21 protein-coding genes are annotated in these 21,793 nt (G+C 64.0%); 15 read left to right on the top strand and 6 right to left on the bottom strand.

Annotated elements, in window-relative coordinates:
• Positions 1-221 precede the first annotated feature (221 nt).
• Together ACG873_RS07485 and ACG873_RS07480 are read left to right on the top strand one after the other, a co-directional pair.
• Positions 222-671: an antitoxin Xre/MbcA/ParS toxin-binding domain-containing protein gene (locus tag ACG873_RS07485; protein ID WP_394891149.1), complete on the top strand. Its 450-nt coding sequence runs from the start codon at positions 222-224 to the stop codon at positions 669-671.
• Positions 672-1,106, top strand: coding sequence for an RES family NAD+ phosphorylase (locus ACG873_RS07480; RefSeq protein ID WP_394891148.1), 435 nt, complete (start codon positions 672-674; stop codon positions 1,104-1,106).
• 18 nt (positions 1,107-1,124) lie between these two features.
• On the opposite strand, the gene ACG873_RS07475 is transcribed toward ACG873_RS07480, so the two are convergent.
• Complete coding sequence (locus tag ACG873_RS07475) at positions 1,125-2,102, bottom strand: bifunctional riboflavin kinase/FAD synthetase (protein ID WP_394891147.1); 978 nt, start codon at positions 2,100-2,102, stop codon at positions 1,125-1,127.
• An 11-nt stretch (positions 2,103-2,113) separates the two neighbouring features.
• Positions 2,114-2,974 (bottom strand): TIGR01459 family HAD-type hydrolase, encoded by an 861-nt coding sequence (locus tag ACG873_RS07470; protein ID WP_394891146.1) that lies wholly within the window; start codon positions 2,972-2,974, stop codon positions 2,114-2,116.
• Positions 2,975-3,177: 203 nt separating this feature from the next.
• On the opposite strand from ACG873_RS07470, the gene ACG873_RS07465 reads away from it, so the two are divergent.
• The 7 genes from ACG873_RS07465 to ACG873_RS07435 all read left to right on the top strand — a co-directional run bounded on the left by ACG873_RS07465 (position 3,178) and on the right by ACG873_RS07435 (position 11,624).
• Positions 3,178-4,365, top strand: coding sequence for an EAL domain-containing protein (locus ACG873_RS07465; RefSeq protein WP_394891145.1), 1,188 nt, complete (start codon positions 3,178-3,180; stop codon positions 4,363-4,365).
• A gap of 136 nt (positions 4,366-4,501) precedes the next feature.
• Positions 4,502-6,478 carry a pilus assembly protein TadG-related protein gene (locus tag ACG873_RS07460; protein WP_394891144.1) on the top strand — a complete coding sequence of 659 codons (1,977 nt, stop codon included), beginning with the start codon at positions 4,502-4,504 and terminating at the stop codon, positions 6,476-6,478.
• Between the two features lie 181 nt (positions 6,479-6,659).
• On the top strand, positions 6,660-7,292 hold the full coding sequence (locus ACG873_RS07455; RefSeq protein ID WP_394891143.1) for a LysE family translocator: 633 nt from the start codon (positions 6,660-6,662) through the stop codon (positions 7,290-7,292).
• A gap of 522 nt (positions 7,293-7,814) precedes the next feature.
• Entirely contained in the window at positions 7,815-8,120 is a 306-nt protein-coding gene (locus ACG873_RS07450) for a hypothetical protein (protein WP_394891142.1), read from the top strand.
• 239 nt (positions 8,121-8,359) lie between these two features.
• On the top strand, positions 8,360-8,656 hold the full coding sequence (groES, locus tag ACG873_RS07445) for a co-chaperone GroES (protein ID WP_214393390.1): 297 nt from the start codon (positions 8,360-8,362) through the stop codon (positions 8,654-8,656).
• A gap of 63 nt (positions 8,657-8,719) precedes the next feature.
• A complete protein-coding gene (groL, locus tag ACG873_RS07440; protein ID WP_394891141.1) occupies positions 8,720-10,375 on the top strand; it encodes a chaperonin GroEL in 1,656 nt (551 codons plus the stop codon).
• A gap of 472 nt (positions 10,376-10,847) precedes the next feature.
• On the top strand, positions 10,848-11,624 hold the full coding sequence (locus tag ACG873_RS07435) for a sulfite exporter TauE/SafE family protein (RefSeq protein ID WP_394891140.1): 777 nt from the start codon (positions 10,848-10,850) through the stop codon (positions 11,622-11,624).
• Between the two features lie 38 nt (positions 11,625-11,662).
• Here ACG873_RS07435 and ACG873_RS07430 read toward each other — a convergent pair whose 3' ends face one another.
• Positions 11,663-12,271, bottom strand: a complete 609-nt coding sequence (locus ACG873_RS07430; RefSeq protein WP_394891139.1) for a TetR family transcriptional regulator — start codon at positions 12,269-12,271, stop codon at positions 11,663-11,665.
• 94 nt (positions 12,272-12,365) lie between these two features.
• Between ACG873_RS07430 and ACG873_RS07425 the strand changes: the two genes are divergently transcribed.
• The 4 genes from ACG873_RS07425 (at position 12,366) to ACG873_RS07410 (ending at position 15,669) form a co-directional block, all read left to right on the top strand.
• A complete protein-coding gene (locus ACG873_RS07425) occupies positions 12,366-13,130 on the top strand; it encodes an NIPSNAP family protein (protein ID WP_394891138.1) in 765 nt (254 codons plus the stop codon).
• An 80-nt stretch (positions 13,131-13,210) separates the two neighbouring features.
• Complete coding sequence (fumC, locus tag ACG873_RS07420; RefSeq protein WP_394893391.1) at positions 13,211-14,620, top strand: class II fumarate hydratase; 1,410 nt, start codon at positions 13,211-13,213, stop codon at positions 14,618-14,620.
• A 102-nt stretch (positions 14,621-14,722) separates the two neighbouring features.
• Positions 14,723-15,145 (top strand): DoxX family protein, encoded by a 423-nt coding sequence (locus ACG873_RS07415; protein WP_394891137.1) that lies wholly within the window; start codon positions 14,723-14,725, stop codon positions 15,143-15,145.
• A gap of 122 nt (positions 15,146-15,267) precedes the next feature.
• Complete coding sequence (locus tag ACG873_RS07410) at positions 15,268-15,669, top strand: DoxX family protein (RefSeq protein ID WP_394891136.1); 402 nt, start codon at positions 15,268-15,270, stop codon at positions 15,667-15,669.
• A 17-nt stretch (positions 15,670-15,686) separates the two neighbouring features.
• On the opposite strand, the gene ppx is transcribed toward ACG873_RS07410, so the two are convergent.
• On the bottom strand, positions 15,687-17,225 hold the full coding sequence (ppx, locus tag ACG873_RS07405) for an exopolyphosphatase (RefSeq protein WP_394891135.1): 1,539 nt from the start codon (positions 17,223-17,225) through the stop codon (positions 15,687-15,689).
• A complete protein-coding gene (locus ACG873_RS07400; protein WP_394891134.1) occupies positions 17,225-19,429 on the bottom strand; it encodes an RNA degradosome polyphosphate kinase in 2,205 nt (734 codons plus the stop codon). Before ACG873_RS07400 ends, ppx begins: the two co-directional genes overlap by 1 nt.
• A 156-nt stretch (positions 19,430-19,585) precedes the next feature.
• Between ACG873_RS07400 and ACG873_RS07395 the strand changes: the two genes are divergently transcribed.
• Positions 19,586-19,828: a zinc-finger domain-containing protein gene (locus ACG873_RS07395; RefSeq protein WP_394891133.1), complete on the top strand. Its 243-nt coding sequence runs from the start codon at positions 19,586-19,588 to the stop codon at positions 19,826-19,828.
• 24 nt (positions 19,829-19,852) lie between these two features.
• Positions 19,853-21,067: an FAD-dependent monooxygenase gene (locus tag ACG873_RS07390; RefSeq protein WP_394891132.1), complete on the top strand. Its 1,215-nt coding sequence runs from the start codon at positions 19,853-19,855 to the stop codon at positions 21,065-21,067.
• A 7-nt stretch (positions 21,068-21,074) separates the two neighbouring features.
• On the opposite strand, the gene ACG873_RS07385 is transcribed toward ACG873_RS07390, so the two are convergent.
• Positions 21,075-21,746 carry a TIGR02117 family protein gene (locus ACG873_RS07385; RefSeq protein WP_394891131.1) on the bottom strand — a complete coding sequence of 224 codons (672 nt, stop codon included), beginning with the start codon at positions 21,744-21,746 and terminating at the stop codon, positions 21,075-21,077.
• Positions 21,747-21,793 lie beyond the last annotated feature (47 nt).

Genomic DNA, 21,793 nt, shown 5'->3' with positions numbered 1-21,793 from the left:
GAGCGCGCCGCCAAAAAACTCCCGGAGCCTCCGGCAGCCTGCAGAAACTCAGGCCGTCCGGAAGACCGGGCTAGTAATTCGTATGGCAGCTATGAAGCGCGCGAAAAATGTCATGGCGGCGCTTTTAGCGGAGACGCGGCCGGGAATAAAGGGCATTTCGCCCTTTTGCGTTCTGTGCCATTTGCGCCTATATTCATGGGCAACTGGCAAGGAACACTTCGATGGCGAAGGCAGGTCAGGTTCGAAAGCCCAAGGACAAATCTCCCACTTCCGGAGCATGGGAGCAGATCAGCACGCCGCATGGCGGGTTTCGGGAAGGCGAGGTCGCCCCGGGAAGGTTTCAGCTTCCCCCCGACAGCATCGACAATTTGAAAGCGCTCGGTTTCACCAACGACGAAATCTACAGGATCGTTGCTCCGCGTCGAACGCTGGCGCGCCGGAAAGAACTCAATCAGCGCCTGACCACGTCTGAATCCGATCGCGTGCTGCGGCTTGAAAGAATTTCAGCGATGGCAGATCGTGTTTTTGCCAATCATGAAAAAGCCCAGCGTTGGTTGCGCAAGCGAAGCAGAGTACTCAACGAGGCCCCCATTGAACTCCTACAGTCGGAGACCGGAGCTACTCTCGTTGAAGAGGAACTCCATCGTATCGACTACGGAATGTTCTCCTAGATGCGCCTATGGCGGATTTCCAGCTTCGCTGATTTATCGGGCCGAGGCGGCATAGTCAGTGCCGGTCGCTGGAATGTTAAAAACACGCCCGTCGTCTATTGCGCAGATCATCCCGCCACAGCGCTGCTGGAGATTCTCGTGCACATCGATGCCGACGATCTGCCGCCGACTTACCAGCTTCTGGAAATCCAGGCGCCTGACACCGTGAGCATCAGCGTTCCGGACTTGCCGTCGAACTGGCGGGACGATCTGGCCGCAACCAGACAGATTGGCACGAATTTCATCGCCGCCGGCAAGCATGCGGTGATGGAAATTCCGTGCGTCATAGTTCCGTTCACGAAGAACTATCTGCTCAATCCAGCATTGCTGGGCCGCGAGGGGATCGGCATTGTCAGCACGACGGCCCATCCGATTGACGCACGGTTTCTTCGGTAGCGGATCGCAACCTGCTCACTAAAACGCCACCTTCGCATCCAGTTCGCTGAGCGGGCTGACGCTGGCCAAGAGCGCCCTCGCCTCTTCCTCGTCGCGCTTCATCTGCACCACCAGCGCGTCGAGCCCGTCGAATTTCACTTCGCCGCGCAAATAGCCGAACAGCGACACTTGGCAGGTTTCGCCGTAAAAATCGCCGGAATGGTCAAACACGAACGTCTCGAGCAACGGTGCGCCGTTTTCGTCGACGGTCGGGCGGCGGCCGAAACTCGCCACCCCGTCATGCAGGGAACCGTCGGCGCGGCGCAGCCTTACCGCATAGATGCCGTGTTTCAGTTCGGCCTCCGGCGGCAGGACCATGTTGGCCGTCGGAAAGCCCAGCGTGCGGCCGAGCTGTTTTCCCTGGGTCACCTCCGCCTCGATTGTGAAGCGGTAGCCGAGCAGGCCGGCGGCTTGCGCCACGTCGCCCTCAGCAAGCAGCTCGCGTATGCGGCTGGAGGAAACGATCTCGGCGCCCTCGTCGCGAAAAGCATCGACCAGCGTCACGCCGAAACCGTGCCGCTCTCCCGCTGCCATCAGATAGGCCGGGCCGCCCTGCCGGTTCTTGCCGAAATGGAAGTCGAAGCCGGTCACCGAATGGCTGATGCCGAGGTTTTCCTCGAGCACCCTGGTCACGAACGCCTCGGCGTCGAGGCTGGCGAAGTCGCGCGTGAACGCCTGCTCCACGACCGCGTCGAAACCCAGATCGGCCAGCAGCCGCGCCTTCATCGGCGGCGGCGTCAGGATGAACAGCGGCACATCGGGGCGAAACACTTTTCGCGGATGCGGCTCGAAGGTCAGCACCAGAGCCGGCGCGCCGCGGCGGCGCGCTTCATCCAGCGCGCGCTCCAGCACGGACTGGTGGCCGCGGTGCACTCCGTCGAAATTGCCGATCGCCACCACGCCGCCTCGCAGGGAAGCTGGCAGCCTCTCATCGCCGGGAATGCGCCTGAAGCCCATCGCGCAGACGCCTAACGCAGCCGCGGAATGGTGGCGACGGGGGTCGCGCCGTGCTTGGCCAGGAACTCCGCCAGGCGCTCCTGGTCGGGCGCAAGCGGATGGCCGTAGTCGCTGGCGTGGATGCCGCCGGAGACGTAGAGCGCGCCGATGCCCTGGTCGGCCGCGCCCTTGATGTCGGTCAGCATACCGTCGCCGATCGCCAGCGCCTCGGAGCGGGCGATCTCGCGGCCGAGCACCTCGCTCGCCGCCTTCAACGCCGCTTCGTAGATCGGCCGGTGCGGCTTGCCCGAAACCAGCGTGCGGCCACCGAGCTGCGCGTAATCCCGCGCCAGCGCGCCGGCGCACCAGATCAGCCGCTCCCCGCGCTCCACCACGATATCGGGATTGGCGCAGATGAAGGGCAGGTTGCGCGACCGGAAACGCCGCAGCATTTCGGCATATTCCTCCGGCGTCTCCGTCTCGTCGTCGAACAGCCCGGTGCAGACCACCGCCTGCGCCTCGAATTCCTCGACCAGTTCGACATCGATGCCGTCATAGATCGCGAGTTCGCGCTCCGGCCCGAGGTGGAACAGTTTTCGCGGCGCTTCGCGGATCAGGTCGCGCGTCACGTCGCCGGAGGTGACGACGCGGTCCCAGGCATCGTCCGGCACGCCGAGCGTCCTGAGCTGCGCCTCGACGCCTTCGTGCGGGCGCGGCGAATTGGTGATCAGCACCACCGCGACGCCCTTGTCGCGCGCCCGCTTCAGCGCAGCACTTGCGTCGGGAAAGGCGTCGACGCCATTGTGGACCACGCCCCACACATCGCAGAGCAGCGCCGCATACCTGCCGGCGACGGCGTCCAGCGATGCGATGTTTTCGGGCGAAGCCGCCATGATTTGTTCCTCGTGCAGTCGCTACTCGAATTGCGGGCCGGCCGCTCGCCCGGGCCGGCCCGCAATTAACCGAACCTCTTCACCCTGTCACGAGCTTTCGGCTGACAGCCGCCGCGCGGCATGCGAAATTGGCCGGGCGTCGGGCTCGCCCGATGCGGGGTTTTCGGGAAGCGCCGGGGCGCTTGCGGGGAAAGTTTCAGAGTATGCCGCGCGGATTGTCTGTCGTCGCCTCGGCCGGGTTGCTGTGCGGCCTGTCCTATTATTTCCTGCAGGGCATGGTCGGCAGCGGCCGGGCGCTTGAGGAGATCGTGCTCGCCACCTGCGCCGCGGCGCTCACGCTGGCCGCAGTGGCCGCCGCCTTTGGCTCCATCGCGCTGGCGCGCGCCAATCGTTCGGCCGGAGAGATCCGCCGCCTGGCGCTTTCGGTCGAGGCTGCGCTGCGCGATTTTTCGGCGCGCAGCGACGGCGACGCCGTTACCATCGGCGAGATCGACGCATCGCTGTCGCGCAGGCTCGAAACGCTGGCCGCTAGCCTGCCGTCGCGCCATGCAAGGCCGGCCGCCCACCCCAGAAGCGCGACCATCGTGCCGCATCCGGCCGCCCGCCTCGTCGGAACCGGGGACGCAGCCGACTTCGACCCCTCGCGCCGCGCAGCCGTCCAGCGCGCGCTCGCATCCGGGCGCATTGCGATTGGCCTCCAGCCTATCATCTCCATCTCGCAAGGGGCTGCGGTCGGCCACGAGGCGGTCGCCCTTGCCGATCTGCCGGGCGGCGAACAGATCGAACTCGGCCGCGCCGATTTCGACCTGCCGGGCATCGCGTCGGCATCCTGCGAGCGGCTCATGGTAGCGGCGGCGGCAGCCGCCCTCGACCGCCCGTCCCACCCGTCCGGCGAGGCGGCTCCGCTGCATGTCGCCATATCCGGCGCGTTGCTCGACGACGGCGCCGAATTCGCCACGGTGCTCACGCTGCTTGGCCAGCATCCCCAACTGGCGCGCAGCCTCGTGCTGTCCGCGCCGGCCGCCGTCATTACCGACGGGCAGCATGGCCAGGCGCTGGCGCTTCTTGCCGCCACCGGCGCCCGGCTCGCCGCCGAAGGCTGGTCCGGATCGCCGGAGGAACTCGAAACGATGCGCAGCCGCGGCGTCGCGCTATTGAAACTTCCGGCGGCGCGGCTGCTCGACCGCTCGCAGGTTCCCCTCCCGGAGGCCGAGGCGCTCGTCCGGCGCTCTGTGTCGGCAAACCTGCCGGTGGTGGCGACCGACGTTGCCGGCGACGGGGAGGCGGTCGGCCTGATCGACCTCGGCGTCAACCTGATGACCGGCCGGCGGTTCGCCGCCTCCCTGCGCCGCGGGCCGGAGGCTTCCGCCGAGCGGCTTGCCCATCTCTGACGCCCCAACTCCGGCCGAATGGTTAACCGAGGGTGAGCCTTCACCGGGCATTTCAACGGTTTTTCGCGCCGGTTTTTTTAACGATTTGTGAGATCGTTCCCTGGCCTAGGGCTGAGGCGTAAGGGGTGCGAAGCATATGATCCGCAAGTTTGCGAGTGACAAGCGCGGCAATTTTTCAATGATGATGGTGGTGGCGACGGTCCCGATCCTGGGCGGGATCGCGCTGGCCGTCGATTATGCCGAACTATCCAGGCAGCGCCAGATAACACTCAATGCGCTGGATGCCGCAAGCGTGGCCACGGGCGCCCACATCGTCAGCGGCGCGATCAGCACAGCCGATCCGGCCGCCTACGATGCCGCGATCAAGAAATACGCCAGGGATTTCTTCGAAGCCAATCTGGGTCCGGTCAACCCGGCAGACACCACCCTCACTGTCGTGCTGCCCAACAACAATGCCGGCGGCGGAACCCTCAAGCTGACGGCGGGGCTGACATACCAACCCTACTTCCTGCCGGCATTCGCCGCGTTGATCGGCCAGCCGCGCGAAAAGGAAACCGTGGACGTCAAGGCGCAGTCCGAAGTGCGGCTGAAGAACACGCTCGAAGTGGCGCTGGTCCTCGATAATTCAGGTTCGATGTCCCAATACGGCTCGGGCACCGGCCAGCAGCGCATCGACCTTCTCAAGGCGGCGGCCAAGCAACTGGTCGAAACGATGTCCAACCAGGCCGCCATGATGAAGCAGGTTCCGAAGCCGGTCCAGTTCGGGTTGGTGCCGTTCTCGGCCTCCGTCAATGTCGGGCCTACAAACGATGAACAGCCTTGGATGGACACGTTGGGCATATCGCCCGTCCATCACGAGAATTTCGACTGGACGACGCTGAGCCCTGCTATGTTCCCAGATAGATACGCCGAGTTTACGGGTGCGGCCTGGTACAAGCGAGGCGCCGGATGGGGCGAGTCCGTAAATACCCCGCTCACGCGCTTCTCGCTCTACATGGACACCCAGAAAGTCGTGTCGCGAGAATTTGTCGAGACCAGCCGCGAGTGGGTTTGCCTGAAGACGAACAGCAAGGGCAGATGTACCGAAGATGGCTGGAAGATCGAAGGCTACAACCTCGATACGCCGGGGCCTTTCGCCTTGTGGCAGGGCTGCGTCGAGGCCCGACCGGCACCCTACAACAACAATGACACCACGCCGACCACCAGCAAGCCGGCTACCCTGTTCGTGCCCATGTTCGCGCCCGACGAGCCCGGCGACAACTGGGCGACAGACGCCGATCCGTACCCGGACAACCGCGATGCCCAGAACAACTGGTGGAATGACGGCGTGGAGGGCGACAACACCCTCGAGATTAATAAGGCACGCCAAAAGAACATGGCGAAATACCTGGAGGTGCGGCCCTACCAAGCGCCATCGCCCCAAGCGGGCAAGGGTCCGAACTTCAGTTGCACCACCAATGCGATCACGCCGCTTCACGACGTCACCACAGCTGACGGCAAGAAGGTCATCCTCGACGCGATTGACGCTATGAAGCCAACCGGCAACACCAACGTACCGGAAGGAACTGCATGGGGCTGGCGCGTGGTCTCCCACGGCGCGCCCTTCACAGAAGGCCGTCCGGATATCGAAAAAGGCAACGACAAGGTCATCATCGTGCTGACTGACGGCGCAAACACCTATGGAGACCTGAGTTACACCGATCCTGCCGACAACAAATCGACCTACGCCGCCTATGGCTACACGGGCAAGGGCTATGACCAGACCGGCACCACGCGCATGTTCATGGACACGACCGATGCAAGCAAATCAACCTACACCAACACCAACTACCAGACCGCTATGGACGAGCAGATGCAGATGGTCTGCGCCAACGCGAAGGCTCCCGACCAAGGGAACGTCATCGTGGTCACCGTCGCGCTCGATCTCGATGCGACCAAGCCGGCGGACAAGAAAGCCATCGACGCCCTGACCGCATGCGCCTCGGAGTCCCGCTTCAAGACGAATGCCGACGGAACGCCGACGAAGCTGTTCTACAACGCCACCGGCAGCAATCTGGCGGAAAAGTTCAAGGAAATCGCCGACGAACTGTCCAACCTGCGCATCGTCGGATAGCGCCTCCGGATCGCGGAACCGCAAACGCCCCGCCCTCGCAGGCGGGGCGTTTTCGTTGCGGCGGCATCCGCTTCGGCGTGGTGGAACAATCCTTTCCCCCGATCTAGACCTTGAGCGCAGCGCGACACGGCCATCGTCCCGCGCCAGCGGACCGTCGTCCGCCAGATTCCAGGATTTTTCCATGCCCGAGCTTTCGAACCTCGCAGCCTTCGCCCTGATCGCGCTCGGCATGGTGCTGACGCCCGGCCCCAACATGATCTACCTGATCTCGCGTTCGCTGTCGCAGGGACCGATGGCGGGGCTGGTCTCGCTGGGCGGCGTGGCGCTGGGCTTCGTCTTCTACATCATCTGCGCCGCGTTCGGCATCACCGCGCTGGTGCTCGCCGTGCCCTACGCTTACGACGCGCTGCGCTTCGGCGGAGCGCTTTATCTGCTGTGGCTCGCCTGGCAGGCGGTGCGGCCGGGCGGCCGCTCGCCGTTCCAGGTCCGGCAATTGCCGAAGGACAGCGCGAGGAAGCTGTTCATGATGGGCCTCATGACCAACCTCCTGAACCCCAAGGTCGCGGTCATGTATCTGTCGCTGCTGCCGCAGTTCATCAGCCCCGAGCACGGCAGCGTGCTGACGCAGCTGCTCGCGCTCGGTGGCGTGCAGATCACGATCAGCGTCACCGTCAACGCGATCATCGCCGTCATGGCGGGCTCCATCGCCGCCTTCCTTGCCGGCCGGCCGCTCTGGCTGGTCGTCCAGCGCTGGCTTATGGGCACGGTGCTTGCCGGCCTCGCGCTCAGGATGGCGACCGAGGCGCAGCGCTGAGAGCTTCTACTCCGCGCCCCACTTCTTCTTTCGCCGACACCAGGCACCTCCGCTTCGTCATCCTCGGGCTTGACCCGAGGACCCATGCCGTGACCGGACGCCAGCGGAAGTGCAGGATGGCGATCAACGCGCCCCACTCTGTCAGCATCTGTCAGGAATGTTTTCCTTCGCTTTATCCACACCCCCTGGCGCTGCCCGCATACTCCATCCCGCAGCTTGCTGGTGGGAACGGGTGTACACGACCGGCATCCAGGCAAGTGTGGCGCCGGAGATGATTCCCGCATGGTCGTGCGGGGCGCTCCGGCCCCGGGTCGAACCTGTGCGCCCGCGCCTCTGTCCCAGAATACCGGGACAGGGCATGGGCCGGGAGCGGCAAGGGGAGAAAACGCCGGCGGCGCATGGCAGCGCGTCACTAAATTAAATTGATTAGGCGTCGCTGCCATGCGCCGCTTCCCACACCCCGGCTTCGACAAGAAGCGCGGGAACACTCCCGCGCGCCCTCAAACATGGAAAGACCTCCACATGACCCGGAAGACAAGACCCGAGATCGAGTTCAGCCCCGAATGCCAAGCCGCTATAGACCGCCTCGTCGCCCTGGCGCACCAACTGGCTGCGATGCTCCCCGGCGACAGCCTGTCGCCTGAAACCGGCCTCACCGACACGCCGCCCTCGCAGGCGCTGGCGATGGGCATGATCTGCTTCCTGATGCGCGCCGACCCGGAGGATATCCGCGCCGCGCTCTTCGCCGAGAAGTCGCTCGGCGAACTGCCGTTCAGGCCCTTCCCCGCCGGCCACACCAGGCAGGCTCCGCTGGCGGAGATGTTTTGAGGCAGACAGGACGAGCGGCGGGCGGCAAAGGTGCGGAACGAGCTTTCTCCCCACGTAAAGGGGCCTGGTGCTTCCGCGCCGATTCCAAATCTTTTGCTCTTCGCCCGTACCCTCTTCCAGCTTGACTCGTATCAGCCTACGGCTTATTTCACCGCCACGTTAGCACTCGCTTCTGGCGAGTGCTAACCACGCTCCGGCAACGGAGAACCGTTCAACATCCGCACCAGGGACATCCAAAAATGGCAAAGTCGAAATTCCGGCCGCTGCATGACCGCGTGGTCGTTCGCCGCGTCGAGTCCGAAGCGAAGACCGCCGGCGGGATCATCATCCCCGATACCGCAAAGGAAAAGCCGCAGGAAGGCGAGATCATCGCCGTCGGCTCCGGCGCGCGCGACGAGGCGGGCAAGCTTGTTCCGCTCGACGTGAAGGCGGGCGACCGCATCCTGTTCGGCAAGTGGTCCGGCACCGAAGTGAAGCTCAATGGCGAAGACCTTCTGATCATGAAGGAATCCGACATCATGGGCATCATCGGCTGAACCGCCGAAACCAGTTCGCCTCTTCAACAGACTTTTAAGGGCACTGAGCCCAGGAGCTAAAAAATGGCTGCTAAAGACGTAAAATTCTCCCGTGACGCCCGCGAGCGCATGCTGCGCGGCGTCAACATCCTCGCCGACGCGGTGAAGGTGACGCTCGGACCCAAGGGCCGCAACGTCGTCATCGACAAGTCGTTCGGCGCACCGCGCATCACCAAGGACGGCGTCACCGTCGCCAAGGAAATCGAGCTTGAGGACAAGTTCGAGAACATGGGCGCGCAGATGGTCCGCGAAGTCGCTTCGAAGACCAACGACATCGCCGGCGACGGCACCACGACCGCGACCGTTCTGGCCCAGTCGATCGTGCAGGAAGGCCACAAGGCCGTTGCCGCCGGCATGAACCCTATGGATCTGAAGCGCGGCATCGATCTGGCCGTGACCGAAGTCGTCGCCTACCTCAACAAGAACACCAAGAAGATCAAGACTTCCGAGGAAGTTGCGCAGGTTGGCACGATCTCCGCCAACGGCGAAACCGACATCGGCGAGATGATCGCCAAGGCGATGCAGAAGGTCGGCAATGAAGGCGTCATCACCGTCGAGGAAGCCAAGACCGCCGAGACCGAGCTCGAGGTCGTCGAGGGCATGCAATTCGATCGCGGCTACCTTTCGCCCTATTTCGTGACCAATCCGGACAAGATGGTCGCCGATCTCGAGGACGCCTACATCCTCCTGCACGAGAAGAAGCTCTCGAACCTGCAGGCCATGCTGCCGATCCTCGAGGCTGTCGTCCAGACCTCCAAGCCGCTCCTCATCATCTCCGAGGACGTCGAGGGTGAGGCTCTCGCGACGCTGGTCGTCAACAAGCTGCGCGGCGGCCTCAAGATCGCCGCCGTCAAGGCGCCGGGCTTCGGCGATCGCCGCAAGGCCATGCTCGAGGACATTGCGATCCTGACCGGCGGCCAGGTCATCTCCGAAGACCTCGGCATCAAGCTCGAGAATGTCGGCCTCAACATGCTCGGCCGCGCCAAGAAGGTGTCGATCTCCAAGGAGAACACCACCATCGTCGACGGCGCCGGCAAGAAGGCCGAGATCCAGGGCCGCGTCGCCCAGATCAAGCAGCAGATCGAGGAGACCACCTCGGACTACGACAAGGAGAAGCTGCAGGAGCGTCTCGCCAAGCTGGCCGGCGGTGTTGCCGTCATCCGCGTCGGCGGCGCCACCGAAGTCGAGGTCAAGGAAAAGAAGGACCGCGTCGACGACGCGCTGAACGCCACGCGTGCAGCCGTTGAAGAAGGCATCGTGGCCGGCGGCGGCGTTGCGCTGCTGCGCGCTTCGCAGGCCATCAAGGCGACCGGTGTGAACTCGGACCAGCAGGCCGGCATCAACATCGTGCGCCGCGCACTGCAGGCTCCGGCCCGTCAGATCGCCGCCAACGCCGGGGCCGAGGCCTCGATCGTCGCCGGCAAGATCCTCGACAACAAGGGCGTGACCTTCGGCTTCAACGCCCAGACCGGTGAATATGGCGACATGATCGCCATGGGCATCGTCGATCCGATGAAGGTCGTGCGCACGGCTCTCCAGGACGCGGCCTCGGTCGCCGGCCTGCTGGTCACCACCGAAGCCATGATCGCCGAAGCTCCGAAGAAGGACTCGGCCGGCGGCGGCATGCCGGGCGGCATGGGCGGCGGCGGCATGGGCGGCATGGGCGGCATGGATTTCTAATCCAGCCCATTAGCCTTCAGTTACCGAAAGGGCGGCAGCGATGCCGCCCTTTTGTTTGCGGCAAAACCTCGGTCGGAAAAATTCGGCGGCTCACGAAATTTTTTGGAACCAATGACCGCCATCGGCGTTTGCGCGGTGTCAAAGGAGTTTCGGAGGAGAAATCCGAAGAAACGAATTTGACAAAAGGCGCCCCCCGCAACCAACCACTGCGAGGGGCGCTCTTGCATGTGGGCAAACACCGCTGATGGGCACGGGCGAGACCGAACCACGTGGGAAGCGGCCTTTTGCGCCAGACTCGAGGATTCTGCTTTTCAAAATTTTGGATGGCGTCGCGGTGTTTCCGCCAAGCCAGTCGCCGTCTCTGGAATATCGTGCTTTGCCGAAGGGTGCACCGGCATGCTCTACATGCAAAAATATCGGGCATGTCCAATCCATGGGCGCCTGGCGCGGCGCTCTCTCATGGCGGACACCAATGACTGAATTCATTCTGTTCGCCGTTGTCGGCTTTCTTGCCCAGGCGGTCGACGGCGCGCTCGGCATGGCCTACGGCGCGATCTCGTCGACCGTGCTGCTCTCCTTCGGCGTCCCGCCCGCGCAGGCTTCCGCCGCTGTGCATGCGGCCGAAGTATTCACCACGGGCGCATCCGGCTACGCCCATCACTATCACCGCAATATCGACTGGAAGCTGTTCTGGCGGCTCGCGCCGTTCGGCGTTCTGGGCGGCTGCCTCGGCGCCTTCGTGCTGACCTCCTTCGACGGCGATATGGTGAAACCTTATGTCACGACCTACCTCGCCGTGATCGGGCTGTGGCTGTTCGTCCGATCGTTCCGCAAGCTCCCCAGCAATCCCGTTCCGACCCGCCTTGTGGCGCCGCTGGGCGCGGCGGGCGGGTTCCTGGACGCGGCGGGCGGCGGCGGATGGGGGCCGATGGTGGTCACTGGGTTGCTCGGGGCCGGCGCACCGCCCCGCTATGTGATCGGTACCGTCAACGCCAGCGAATTCCTGATCACGCTCGCAGTGTCCATCACCTTCATCGTCGCGCTCGTCACTGGGCACTGGCAGGAGGCGGGGGCGCTGTCGACGCATGCAAGCTCAGTGCTGGGGCTGATCGTGGGCGGCATAGTCGCCGCGCCACTTGCCGGATGGATGGTCAAGGCGATGCGCGAGCAGACACTTCTGCGGCTCGTCGGCTGCCTCATCATGCTGCTCGCTCTGTTCCAGACGGTACAGCAGTTGGGATTCGTCTGACGCAGCCCCGCCCTTTCGGGCAACGGACCGGGCGGGCGTCAGCGGCCCGCCGCCAGCGCCTCGGCGCAAACCCTCAGCATGCCGGCATCCTGCTCGGTCTTGGCCATGGACATCGCCCCGGAATAGGCTGCGACCGTCAGCGCGGCGAAGCGGTCCGGATCGGTTCCCTGCTCCGCGCCGCTTTCCTGGTCGAGCCGCAGCCTGTCGGCGATGGCCTCCCGCCACGCCTCGAAGATGCCGGCGAGCACCAAGCGGAAATCGTCATCGGCCAGCGACAATTCATGCGCCAGATTGTTGAGCGGGCAGCCGCGCACGAAACCTTGGCGCTCCAGTTCGCCGGCCACCGCCGCAAAGACTTGGGCGACGCCTTCACGCGCCGACGCCGCTTCCTCGATTGGCCTTAGCCATGTCTCTTCCACCGCCGCCGCCACCCGCTCGGCGATCACCGCCATGCCAAGCGCCTTCTTAGTCGCGAAATGGTGGTGCAGCGCGCCGCCCGTCACCCCCGCGGCCTGCATCAGGTCGCCCAGGCTGGTAGCGTGATACCCTCGTTCCTGGAAGGCCAGTTCGGCCACGTCCAGTATCCTCTGCCGCATGCCTTCGGGGTCGTTCGTCCGTCTGTGCGGGCTTCCCGTTCGTCCAACCATCACCGCACTCCTTCACCGCGAAAATAGCACATTGACAAAACCGGGCAACCGGTCTGTTATTAACAGGGCAATCACCCTGTTTTGGAGAAACTGCATGGACGAACAGGCCTGGACTGCCGGCGTATTCGCAAACGGCGCGCAAACGAGGTTCTCGCCGGTCGTCGAACTGCGCCAGTATACGCTCCATCCCGGCAGGCGTGATGCGCTGATCGACGTCTTCGACAACCATCTCGTCGAACCACAGGAAGAGACCGGCATGAAGGTCATCGGCCAGTTCCGCGACCTGGACCGTCCCGATCGGCTTATCTGGCTGCGCGGCTTCGACGACATGGAAGCGCGGCGGGCGTCGCTGGAAGCCTTCTATGGCGGTCCGGTCTGGGCCGAGCACAAGGACGCCGCCAACGCCACGATGATCTCATCCGACGACGTGCTGTTGCTTACGCCGGCATGGCCGGGTTCGGCCTTCGACCTCACCGGAGCCGAACGCGGCGGGCGCGACCCCGCAGGCACCATTGTCACGGCGACGGTCTTCCACGTCGAACCCGCCGGGGAAGCGGATTTCGTCGATTTGTTCCGGAAGGAAGCAGCGCCGCAGCTTGCCGGTCTCGGAGCGCCGCTCCTCGCCGCTTTCGTCACCGAACACGCGGAAAATAGTTTTCCGCGCCTGCCGGTGCGCGCCAATGAAAATGTGTTCGTCGCGTTCTTCCGCTTCGCCGATGCTGCGGCGCACGCACGCCACCAATCGGCGCTGGCCAGTTCCGCCGCTTGGCAAGGCGACCTGCTCCCCCGCCTGCAGAGGCACTTTTACAAGCCCCCGGAAGCGTTCAGGCTTGCGCGTACAGGGCGTTCACTGCTTTGAACCGATTTGTATCGAATGCCCGCCCAATCTGCGCTTGAAGCCCATTGTGCAAAGCGGTAGGCCGTTGCCGGCATTGAAAAATTTCCGGGAGACGGACCGTGTGCGCTGAAAGAACCGAAACCGACACGTTCGGGCCGATCCAAGTCACTGCCGACCGCTACTGGGGCGCGCAGGCCGAGCGTTCGCTCGGCAATTTCAGGATCGGTTGGGAAAAGCAGCCGCTGTCGGTGGTGCGGGCGCTCGGCATCGTCAAGCGCGCCGCCGCGGAAGCCAACATGGAACTTGGATGCCTCGATCCGGCGCTCGGCGAGACGATCGTCAAGGCGGCGCAGGAGGTCATCGAGGGCAAGCTCGACGAGCATTTCCCGCTGGTGGTCTGGCAGACCGGTTCCGGCACGCAATCCAACATGAACGCCAACGAGGTCATTTCCAACCGCGCCATCGAAATGCTGGGCGGCGTCATGGGATCGAAGAAGCCGGTCCATCCAAACGACCACGTCAACATGAGCCAGTCGTCGAACGACACCTATCCCACGGCAATGCACATCGCTTGCGCCGATCGGATCGTTCATCACCTGCTGCCCGCCTTACGGCATCTGCGTGCCGCCCTGGAAGCCAAGACCAGGGCGTTCGCCAATATCGTCAAGATCGGACGCACCCACACGCAGGACGCCACGCCGCTGACGCTCGGCCAGGAATTTTCCGGCTACGCCGCGCAGGTTGCTTCGTCGATAAAGCGGATCGAGTTGACCCTGCCCGGGCTGATGGAACTGGCGCAAGGCGGCACCGCGGTCGGCACGGGCCTCAACGCGCCGGTCGGCTTCGCCGAAAAGGTCGCCGAGCGCGTCGCCGCCATCACCGGCCTCGCCTTCGTCACGGCGCCCAACAAGTTCGAGGCGCTGGCAGCGCACGATTCGATGGTTTTTTCGCACGGCGCGATCAACGCGGCAGCGGCCGCCCTGTTCAAGATCGCCAACGACATCCGTTTCCTCGGCTCGGGCCCGCGCTCAGGGCTCGGAGAACTGGCGCTGCCGGAAAACGAGCCGGGCTCGTCTATCATGCCTGGCAAGGTCAATCCGACCCAGTGTGAGGCGCTGACGCAGGTCTGCGTCCAGGTGTTCGGCAATCATGCAGCTATCACCTTCGCCGGCAGCCAGGGCCATTTCGAACTCAATGTCTACAATCCGCTGATGGCCTACAATTTCCTGCAATCGGTGCAACTCATGGCCGACGCGGCGGTCTCGTTCACCGACAATTGCGTCGTGGGCATCGAGGCTCGCGAAGACAACATCAAGGCGGCGCTCGACCGGTCGCTGATGCTGGTGACGGCGCTGGCGCCGAAAATCGGCTACGATAATGCTGCCAAAATCGCCAAGACGGCGCACAAGAACGGCACCACCTTGCGCGAGGAAACGCTCGCCACCGGGCTTGTCACCGAAGAGGAATATGAGCGGCTGGTCCGCCCCGAGGACATGACGCGTCCCGGCTAGAAAAATATTCTCCTGTGAACGATCTGTCGCCAAATTCCGGGCTTTGGTGAGCGGCCGGATTCGTTTATCTGGCGGAGGAATAAACCCTCCGGAGAATCACTCATGTCTTCTTCCAACGTCGCTGTCGTCAAGAGCGGCTTCGTCGCCAACAACGCCGCCCTGATCGCGGTCGGACGCGTCCTGCTTTCGCTGATCTTCATTCTTGCTGGCTTCGCCAAGCTCACCGGCATCGCCGGAACAGCCGGCTGGTTCGGCAGCATCGGCCTGCCCTTCCCGACCGTGGTAGCGGTTCTCGTCGGCCTGCTCGAACTCTTTGGCGGTCTCGCGATACTGGTAGGCTACCAGACGCGAATCGCCGCAATCGCGCTGGCGCTCTTCACCATCGCGGCCACCCTGATCGCGCATCTCGACTTTGCCGACCAGGTCCAGCTTCTGTTCTTCCAGAAGAACCTGGCGATTGCCGGTGGGCTGGCCGTGCTTGCAGCTTTCGGCGCCGGTGCGCTTTCGGTCGACGGCCGCGGCTGATCTTATCCGCATTCAAAAAAGCCCGGGTTCGCCCGGGCTTTTTTGCGTTCACGCGCTCGCCGTGACTCGCCCGCAAACGAAAACGCAGTATCTTTTCCCGATCTGCAATTCGGGGAATTACCATGACTGGCAGCGCGATCGTTCTCGTCGGCCGCATTCTCCTTGCGGCCATGTTCATCCTGGCCAGCTTCGACAAATTCGGCGACATCGAGGGCACGACTGCCTATTTCACCGACCTCGGCCTGCCGATGCCGGACTTGGTGACATGGGCCAGCGGCCTATTCGAACTGATCGCGGGCTTGTGTATCCTGGTCGGCTTCCAGACCCGGATCGCGTGCTGGCTGCTTGCCGCGTTCTGCCTCGCTGCCGCGTATTTTGGCCACTACGGCCGGGGAGGCGACGATCCGGTGCTGGTGCTGATGAACATGCAGGCGCTGATGAAGAACATCGCCATCGCCGGCGGCTTCCTGGTTCTCGCCGTCCATGGACCTGGCGCGCTGTCAGTCGACGCAAGGCGCGACTGAAGGCGAGCGGCTGTCTGCTATTTGATCGCGAAGATCGCCTGCTCGCCTTCCACGGCGAGTTCGAGCTTGCGCCCGGTGAGCTTCCCCAGTTGCGCCAGCCGTCCGGCCGGGCGCTCGCCGGCCAGCCCGGCATGGCTGGAAGGAATGACCAATGCCAAGGCGCCGCCGACGCGGTTTTCCCATCTGAGCTTCGGAATGACGCCGGGCATTGACGCCGACAGCAAATAAACGACGCGTAGCAGTCCGCCGAGCAGCCGGGCACGCTCGACATAACGTGGCGTTGCCAGCGCGGTCAGCACCGAAGCGGCCGCCTCGGTGAACAGCCCTTCGTGGCGGTAGAAATTGGCCAGCGCCAGGAAGGCGCGGCCGGGATGGTCGACGCCGATGAAGGAGGCATGCGCGATGATGTTCAGCGACTGCGTGCCGCGGTATTCGGGATGCGCACGCCAGCCGATGTCGGCCAGCAGACAGGCGGCGTGGCGATAACGGGCTTCCTCTTCCGTCTCCTCGACACCGAAGGCGGCAAGCGATTGCCCCGTCCACTGCACCAGTTCGTGGGCGTGAGTGACGGAGCGGGCGCGCAACACGGCAAGCTCCTCGGAGGCCGCAATCAGCGGATCGAGGCGCTGCTCCTGCTTCGATAGCAGCGAAAACAGGAAGCCCTCGCGAACGCCGAGCGCCGAGACCACGATCTTCGACGGCTCCATCGCGGCGATGATCTCAAGCAGAACGGCGGCGCCGTAAGGCAGCAGGGTGCGGCGGTTCTTCGAGATGCCCTCGATGCCCTTCATCTTGTCGATGTCGCCGCGCGCGACCTGCCTCAGGAAGGCGGAGGAGCTTTCGATGCCCAGTTCGTAATGGTGCATGACGTTGAGCGGGTAGCCGGTCATGTTCATGTGCAGACGGGCAAGGTTTCGCCACGTGCCGCCGACCGCATAGAACACCCTGCCCTGCCCGGCCTTGAGCAGCTTGGCCTTGGCAAGCTCCTCTCGTGCGATCCGTGCGGCTACGGCAGGCGAGTTCCTGGACATATCCTGCAATCTCAGGCCGCCGAGAGGCAAAGTGATGCCGTCGCCGATCGCCTCGCCCGCCACATCGACAAGCTCGAGGCTGCCGCCGCCGAGATCGCCAGCGATGCCGTCGGCCGGGTGGAAGCCGGAGATCACCCCAAGCGCCGAGTAATGGGCCTCTTCGCGGCCGCTAAGCACGCGGATTTCGGTGCCGAGGATATTTTCGGCGCGGTGGATGAAGTCGGGACCGTTTACCGCCTCGCGTGCAGCGGCGGTGGCGATGACATGAAGCTCCTCCGCGCCGGCCTGGTCCGAAAGCGCGCGAAATCTCCGGAACTCCTCGATGGCGCGGGTAACCGCTTCCGGGTCGAGCCTGCCGGTCGAAACGATGCCGCGGCCCAGGCCGGCAAGCATCTTTTCGTTGAACAGAACGGTCGGCGAACGGGCGATGCCCTCATAGATGACGAGGCGGATCGAGTTCGACCCGATGTCGATGATCGACAGTGGCCGGCGGCCCTGCAGCCGGCCCTGGGATTGGGCGATCATCAGTCGACGGACGCGATGGTTTTCTTGCGGCGCTTGAACTGCGCGATGCGCTTGGGGGCATGCGACTTCAGCGCGTCACCCCGTCCCGAAAGGCTCGGATTGGTCATGAAATATTCCTGCGCGTTGAACGGTTCCTCGCCCTCGTCCAGCGTCACGCGCCGCGAGGTGCCGTCAGGCAATACTTCGAAACTTTGCTGGTTGTCCACAAGGTTGCCGAGCATAATCTGGCCGAGCACCTGTTCGTGCACGGTCGGATTGGTGATCGGCACCATCGTCTCGACGCGGCGATCGAGGTTGCGCGGCATCAGATCGGCCGAACTGATATAGACGATCGCCTCGTCCGACGGCAGGCCGTGTCCGTTGCCGAAGCAGTAGATGCGGCTGTGCTCCAGGAAGCGGCCGACGATCGATTTTACCCTGATATTCTCCGACAGGCCCGGCACCTGCGGCCTGAGGCAGCATATGCCGCGCACCACGAGATCGATTTCGACGCCGGCGCGACTGGCGTCGTAAAGGGCGTCTATGATGACCGGATCGACCAGCGAATTCATCTTCATCCAGATGCGCGCGGGGCGGCCTTCTCGCGCATGCGTTATTTCATCCGCGATGTGCTTCAAAATGCGGCTTCTCAGTGTAAATGGCGAAATCGCCAGACGCATTTCCTCAGTGGGTTCGGCATAGCCGGTGATGAAATTGAACAGTTGCGCGACGTCGCGGGCAATCAGCGGGTCGGTGGTGAAAAAGGATAGGTCGGTGTAGATTCGCGCGGTGATCGGGTGGTAGTTGCCGGTGCCGAGATGGACGTAGCTACGCAGGCGGCCGTCCTCACGCCGAACCACCAGTGACATTTTCGAATGGGTCTTCAGCTCCAGGAAGCCGAACACAACCTGCACACCGGCCCGCTCCAGGTCGCGGGCCCAGCGGATATTGGCCTCCTCGTCGAAGCGCGCCTTGAGCTCGACAAGCGCCGTGACCGACTTGCCCGCCTCGGCCGCGTCGATCAGCGCGCGCACGATCGGGCTGTCGTTGGAAGTGCGGTAGAGCGTCTGCTTGATGGCGACGACTTCGTTGTCGGCGGCTGCCTGGCGCAGGAACTGCACGACCACGTCGAAGGATTCGTAGGGGTGGTGGACGATGATGTCCTTCTCGCGGATGGCTGCAAAGCAGTCGCCGCCATGCTCGCGGATGCGCTCCGGAAACCGCGGATTGTAGGGTGGAAACTTCAGATCGTCGCGAGGAATGGCGACGATTTCCGAAATCTGGTTGAGCGCCAGCGGGCCGGTCAGCACGCTTATGCGGCTGCCCGACACACCTAGCTCCCCAGCCACGAAGTCGCGCAGCTCCCACGGCATCTGCGCGTCGAATTCGATACGGATGACCGAGCCGCGCCGCCGCCGCTTGAGCGCCGTTTCGAAGAGCTGCACCAGATCTTCGGCCTCCTCCTCGACCTCGATATCGCTGTCGCGGATGATGCGGAAGGTGCCAGATCCCTTGACCTCGTAGCCCGGGAAAAGCCTGCCGATGAAAACGCCGACGGTTTCCTCGATCGGGATAAAGCGAACCGAGCCCTTGCGGTCGGGCAGCCTGATGTAGCGCTTGAGCGCCACCGGCAGGCGCAGCAGCGCCGTCATCTGCTCGTTATTCTTGCGGTGGCGGAGCTGCAGCGCGATCGAGAAGCCGAGATTGGGAATGAACGGGAACGGATGCGCCGGGTCAATGGAAAGCGGCGTCAGAACCGGAAAAACCTGCTCCTGGAAATGGCTTTCCAGCCAGCCCTTCTCGTCCTTGCTCAACGCCTCCGCTGTCACGATCTCGATGCCTTCCTTCTTCAGGAGGCTCATCAGCATGGACAGGCTCTTCTGCTGGTCCTCCTGCAGACGCCCGACCTCGACCAGCAACTGCTCGAGCTGCTGTTCCGGCGTGCGGCCATCGGGGCTCCTGAGCGTGATCCCCTCGCGGATCTGGCCGGCGAGGCCGGCGACGCGGACCATGAAAAACTCATCGAGATTGTCGGCCGAGATCGACAGGAAGCGCACGCGCTCCAGCGCCGGATGACGCGGATTGAGCGATTCCTCCAACACCCGGCGATTGAACTGCAGCCAGGAGAACTCGCGGTTGACGAAGCGGTCGGGATTGCCGTAGCCCGCTTCGCCATCAGGGGCGACCGTGATGAATTCGGACTGGACCGGCTTTAGTTCGTTCATGTTCCCGTAGTCCCTTGCATCGCTCTCGGCCGTTATCCGGCTCAGCTTAGCTTCTGACAGGCTTTTGCGACAGTTTCATTTCACATGTCTTGCAAACGGATTGGCTATGCTGCAAGCGCTTGCTATGACGCGACGCGCAAGCGACAGGAGACAAAGATGGCCGGCGGCACCATTCCCCACTTTCAGAACGATGCGGGCCACCCCGTCATCGAAATCGGCGTCAAGGAATTCATGTGCGTCGGCGCCAATCCGCCCTTCGACCATCCGCATGTCTTCCTTGATATAGGGAGCGATTCCGAGATCGTCTGCCCCTATTGCTCGACCCTCTTTCGCTTCAACGCTTCGCTGAGGACCGATGAAACGCGGCCGGAAGGCAGCTTCTATCACCGCGCCGCCTGACCGGACGTCCGGTCCGGCCGTCCGGTGAACGGTACGCCGCAAAACCAGATCATCATCGCCGGCGCGGGCATTGCAGGGCTTGCCGCCGCTCTGGCCTTCGCGTCGCGCGGCTTTTCCGTTCAGGTGTTCGAGCGCGCGCCGCAACTGGAAGAAGTCGGGGCCGGCATCCAGCTCTCGCCCAACGCGACCCGCATCCTCGGTCGGCTTGGCGTGCTTCCTGCGCTGCTTGAGACTGCCGTGCGTCCGAGTGCCGTGCTCCTGCGCGACGGCCGCACGCTCGCCGAGCTTGCTCGGGTGCCGCTCGGCGAGGCCGCCGAAAGGCGCTGGAACGCCCCCTACCTCGCGCTGCACCGTGCCGACCTGCAAGGCGCGCTGCTTTCACGGGTCAACGAGACATCCGGCATCCGCCTGGTCACGGGCGCGGCCGTTACCGGCCTGGCGCAATCGAGCGCCGGCGTCGTGGTGACAATCGCCGGCGAGGCCGGGCGAAGCGAAGCAGGCGGGCTGCTGCTTGTCGGGGCCGACGGCGTCAGGTCGGCAGTGCGGGCGCATTTCAGCCGATCGCGCCAGAGCCGCTATTCCGGGGAAGTCGCCTGGCGGACGACGCTGCCTTCGGACAGCCCGGCCGGCAGGGCGCTGGTCGAGATCACGTCCGCGGACGCGGTTACCGCCTTTCTGCACAGCGGCTTCCACCTTATCGCCTATCCGGTTCGCGGCGGCGCGGCAATCAACCTTGCCGCCTTCACGCCTGCCCGAGGGTTTGCCGAGACCTGGTCGGGCCAAGCGGACGTCGCGCCGCTCAGAAGGGCGATGCGCTCCACCGCACCGGTGCTTTCCCGGCTCGCCGACGAGGCCGGCCCATGGACCGCATGGCCTGTCCACACGGTCGACCGCAGGCCGCCCTGGACTTTCCCCGGCGTAGCGCTGATCGGTGACGCCGCCCATGCGATGACGCCATTTGCGGCGCAGGGCGCGGCCATGGCTGTCGAAGATGCCTGGACGCTGGCCGCCAACGTCGCAGCCGCTCCCGACAATCTCGCTAAAGCGCTTGCCGCTTGGGAGGCCGCCCGCCGCCCACGCGTCGAAAAAGTCGCGCGGCGCGGGGCGTTCAACCGCTTCGCCTGGCACGCATCCGGGCCGGTGGCGCTCGCGCGAAATCTGGTGCTGAAGACGCGTCCGCCCGAAAAACTCGCCGCCGACCTCGACTGGCTCTACGGATGGGAGCCCAGTGAACTCTGACAGAAGGTCAATTGTAGAGCCGTAGCGACACAGCCAGTGTCGCGGGCAGCGGATTCCACCATCCGGTCCTTAGTCCTGCCTCGCGCAGCGCCCGTGCGGTCCAGGTGTTGCAACCGGCGAACGCGTTGAAATAGCCTTTTGATTCAAAAAACCGGTCGTCTGAGCCGTATTCGGCGCCGGCAATAAGGATCGGCCCATCCTCCCCACGCTCGAAGCTGTCGGCGATGAAGTCGACGAGACGGTCGAACTCGGCTTCGCTCGCATCGAAGCCGGTGACCGCGGGGTGCGGTTCCGCTATCTCGCCGGCTACATCGACATGCATGACCGAGCGGTCGAGCGTCAGCGCCTTAAATACAGGGAGCGGCTTCAACTCGCTCCAAGCCGGCGTTTCAAGATAGAAGGCGCGCCCACCCCAGCCAAAAACCAGCCAGCGGGCATCGTGATGACCCGCCGGAATGCCGGCCTGTTCCAGAAACGCAAACTTGTCACGTATGCGGGCGTCGATGGGAATCGCGATATCGGTGTGTATCGGATTGGTCAGCACCAGGATACGCCGCGTTGCGGCAGCGTCCTCAGCCTCGGCGGCGGAAAAGATCGGGCGTGGAACCAGCATTCCCAACGCAACCGCGAATGCTGTGGCGACGACTGCCAGGCAAAGCCGCCGCGCAAACTTTCTCATGATCCCCCATGGACGAAGAACTGCGTGAATGGTCTGCTGAATTATGG

The sequence above is a fragment of the Allomesorhizobium aridi genome (assembly GCF_043769475.1).
Taxonomy (GTDB): Bacteria; Pseudomonadota; Alphaproteobacteria; order Rhizobiales; family Rhizobiaceae; genus Allomesorhizobium.
This window is presented reverse-complemented; position numbering and strand designations above follow the sequence as displayed.

Bases quoted from the DNA above. Each gene is read 5' to 3' on its own strand.
- ACG873_RS07485 (WP_394891149.1), top strand. From the start codon at position 222: ATGGCGAAGGCAGGTCAGGTTCGAAAGCCCAAGGACAAATCTCCCACT.
- ACG873_RS07480 (WP_394891148.1), top strand. From the start codon at position 672: ATGCGCCTATGGCGGATTTCCAGCTTCGCTGATTTATCGGGCCGAGGC.
- ACG873_RS07475 (WP_394891147.1), bottom strand. From the start codon at position 2,102: ATGGGCTTCAGGCGCATTCCCGGCGATGAGAGGCTGCCAGCTTCCCTG.
- ACG873_RS07470 (WP_394891146.1), bottom strand. From the start codon at position 2,974: ATGGCGGCTTCGCCCGAAAACATCGCATCGCTGGACGCCGTCGCCGGC.
- ACG873_RS07465 (WP_394891145.1), top strand. From the start codon at position 3,178: ATGCCGCGCGGATTGTCTGTCGTCGCCTCGGCCGGGTTGCTGTGCGGC.
- ACG873_RS07460 (WP_394891144.1), top strand. From the start codon at position 4,502: ATGATCCGCAAGTTTGCGAGTGACAAGCGCGGCAATTTTTCAATGATG.
- ACG873_RS07455 (WP_394891143.1), top strand. From the start codon at position 6,660: ATGCCCGAGCTTTCGAACCTCGCAGCCTTCGCCCTGATCGCGCTCGGC.
- ACG873_RS07450 (WP_394891142.1), top strand. From the start codon at position 7,815: ATGACCCGGAAGACAAGACCCGAGATCGAGTTCAGCCCCGAATGCCAA.
- groES (WP_214393390.1), top strand. From the start codon at position 8,360: ATGGCAAAGTCGAAATTCCGGCCGCTGCATGACCGCGTGGTCGTTCGC.
- groL (WP_394891141.1), top strand. From the start codon at position 8,720: ATGGCTGCTAAAGACGTAAAATTCTCCCGTGACGCCCGCGAGCGCATG.
- ACG873_RS07435 (WP_394891140.1), top strand. From the start codon at position 10,848: ATGACTGAATTCATTCTGTTCGCCGTTGTCGGCTTTCTTGCCCAGGCG.
- ACG873_RS07430 (WP_394891139.1), bottom strand. From the start codon at position 12,271: ATGGTTGGACGAACGGGAAGCCCGCACAGACGGACGAACGACCCCGAA.
- ACG873_RS07425 (WP_394891138.1), top strand. From the start codon at position 12,366: ATGGACGAACAGGCCTGGACTGCCGGCGTATTCGCAAACGGCGCGCAA.
- ACG873_RS07415 (WP_394891137.1), top strand. From the start codon at position 14,723: ATGTCTTCTTCCAACGTCGCTGTCGTCAAGAGCGGCTTCGTCGCCAAC.
- ACG873_RS07410 (WP_394891136.1), top strand. From the start codon at position 15,268: ATGACTGGCAGCGCGATCGTTCTCGTCGGCCGCATTCTCCTTGCGGCC.
- ppx (WP_394891135.1), bottom strand. From the start codon at position 17,225: ATGATCGCCCAATCCCAGGGCCGGCTGCAGGGCCGCCGGCCACTGTCG.
- ACG873_RS07400 (WP_394891134.1), bottom strand. From the start codon at position 19,429: ATGAACGAACTAAAGCCGGTCCAGTCCGAATTCATCACGGTCGCCCCT.
- ACG873_RS07395 (WP_394891133.1), top strand. From the start codon at position 19,586: ATGGCCGGCGGCACCATTCCCCACTTTCAGAACGATGCGGGCCACCCC.
- ACG873_RS07385 (WP_394891131.1), bottom strand. From the start codon at position 21,746: ATGAGAAAGTTTGCGCGGCGGCTTTGCCTGGCAGTCGTCGCCACAGCA.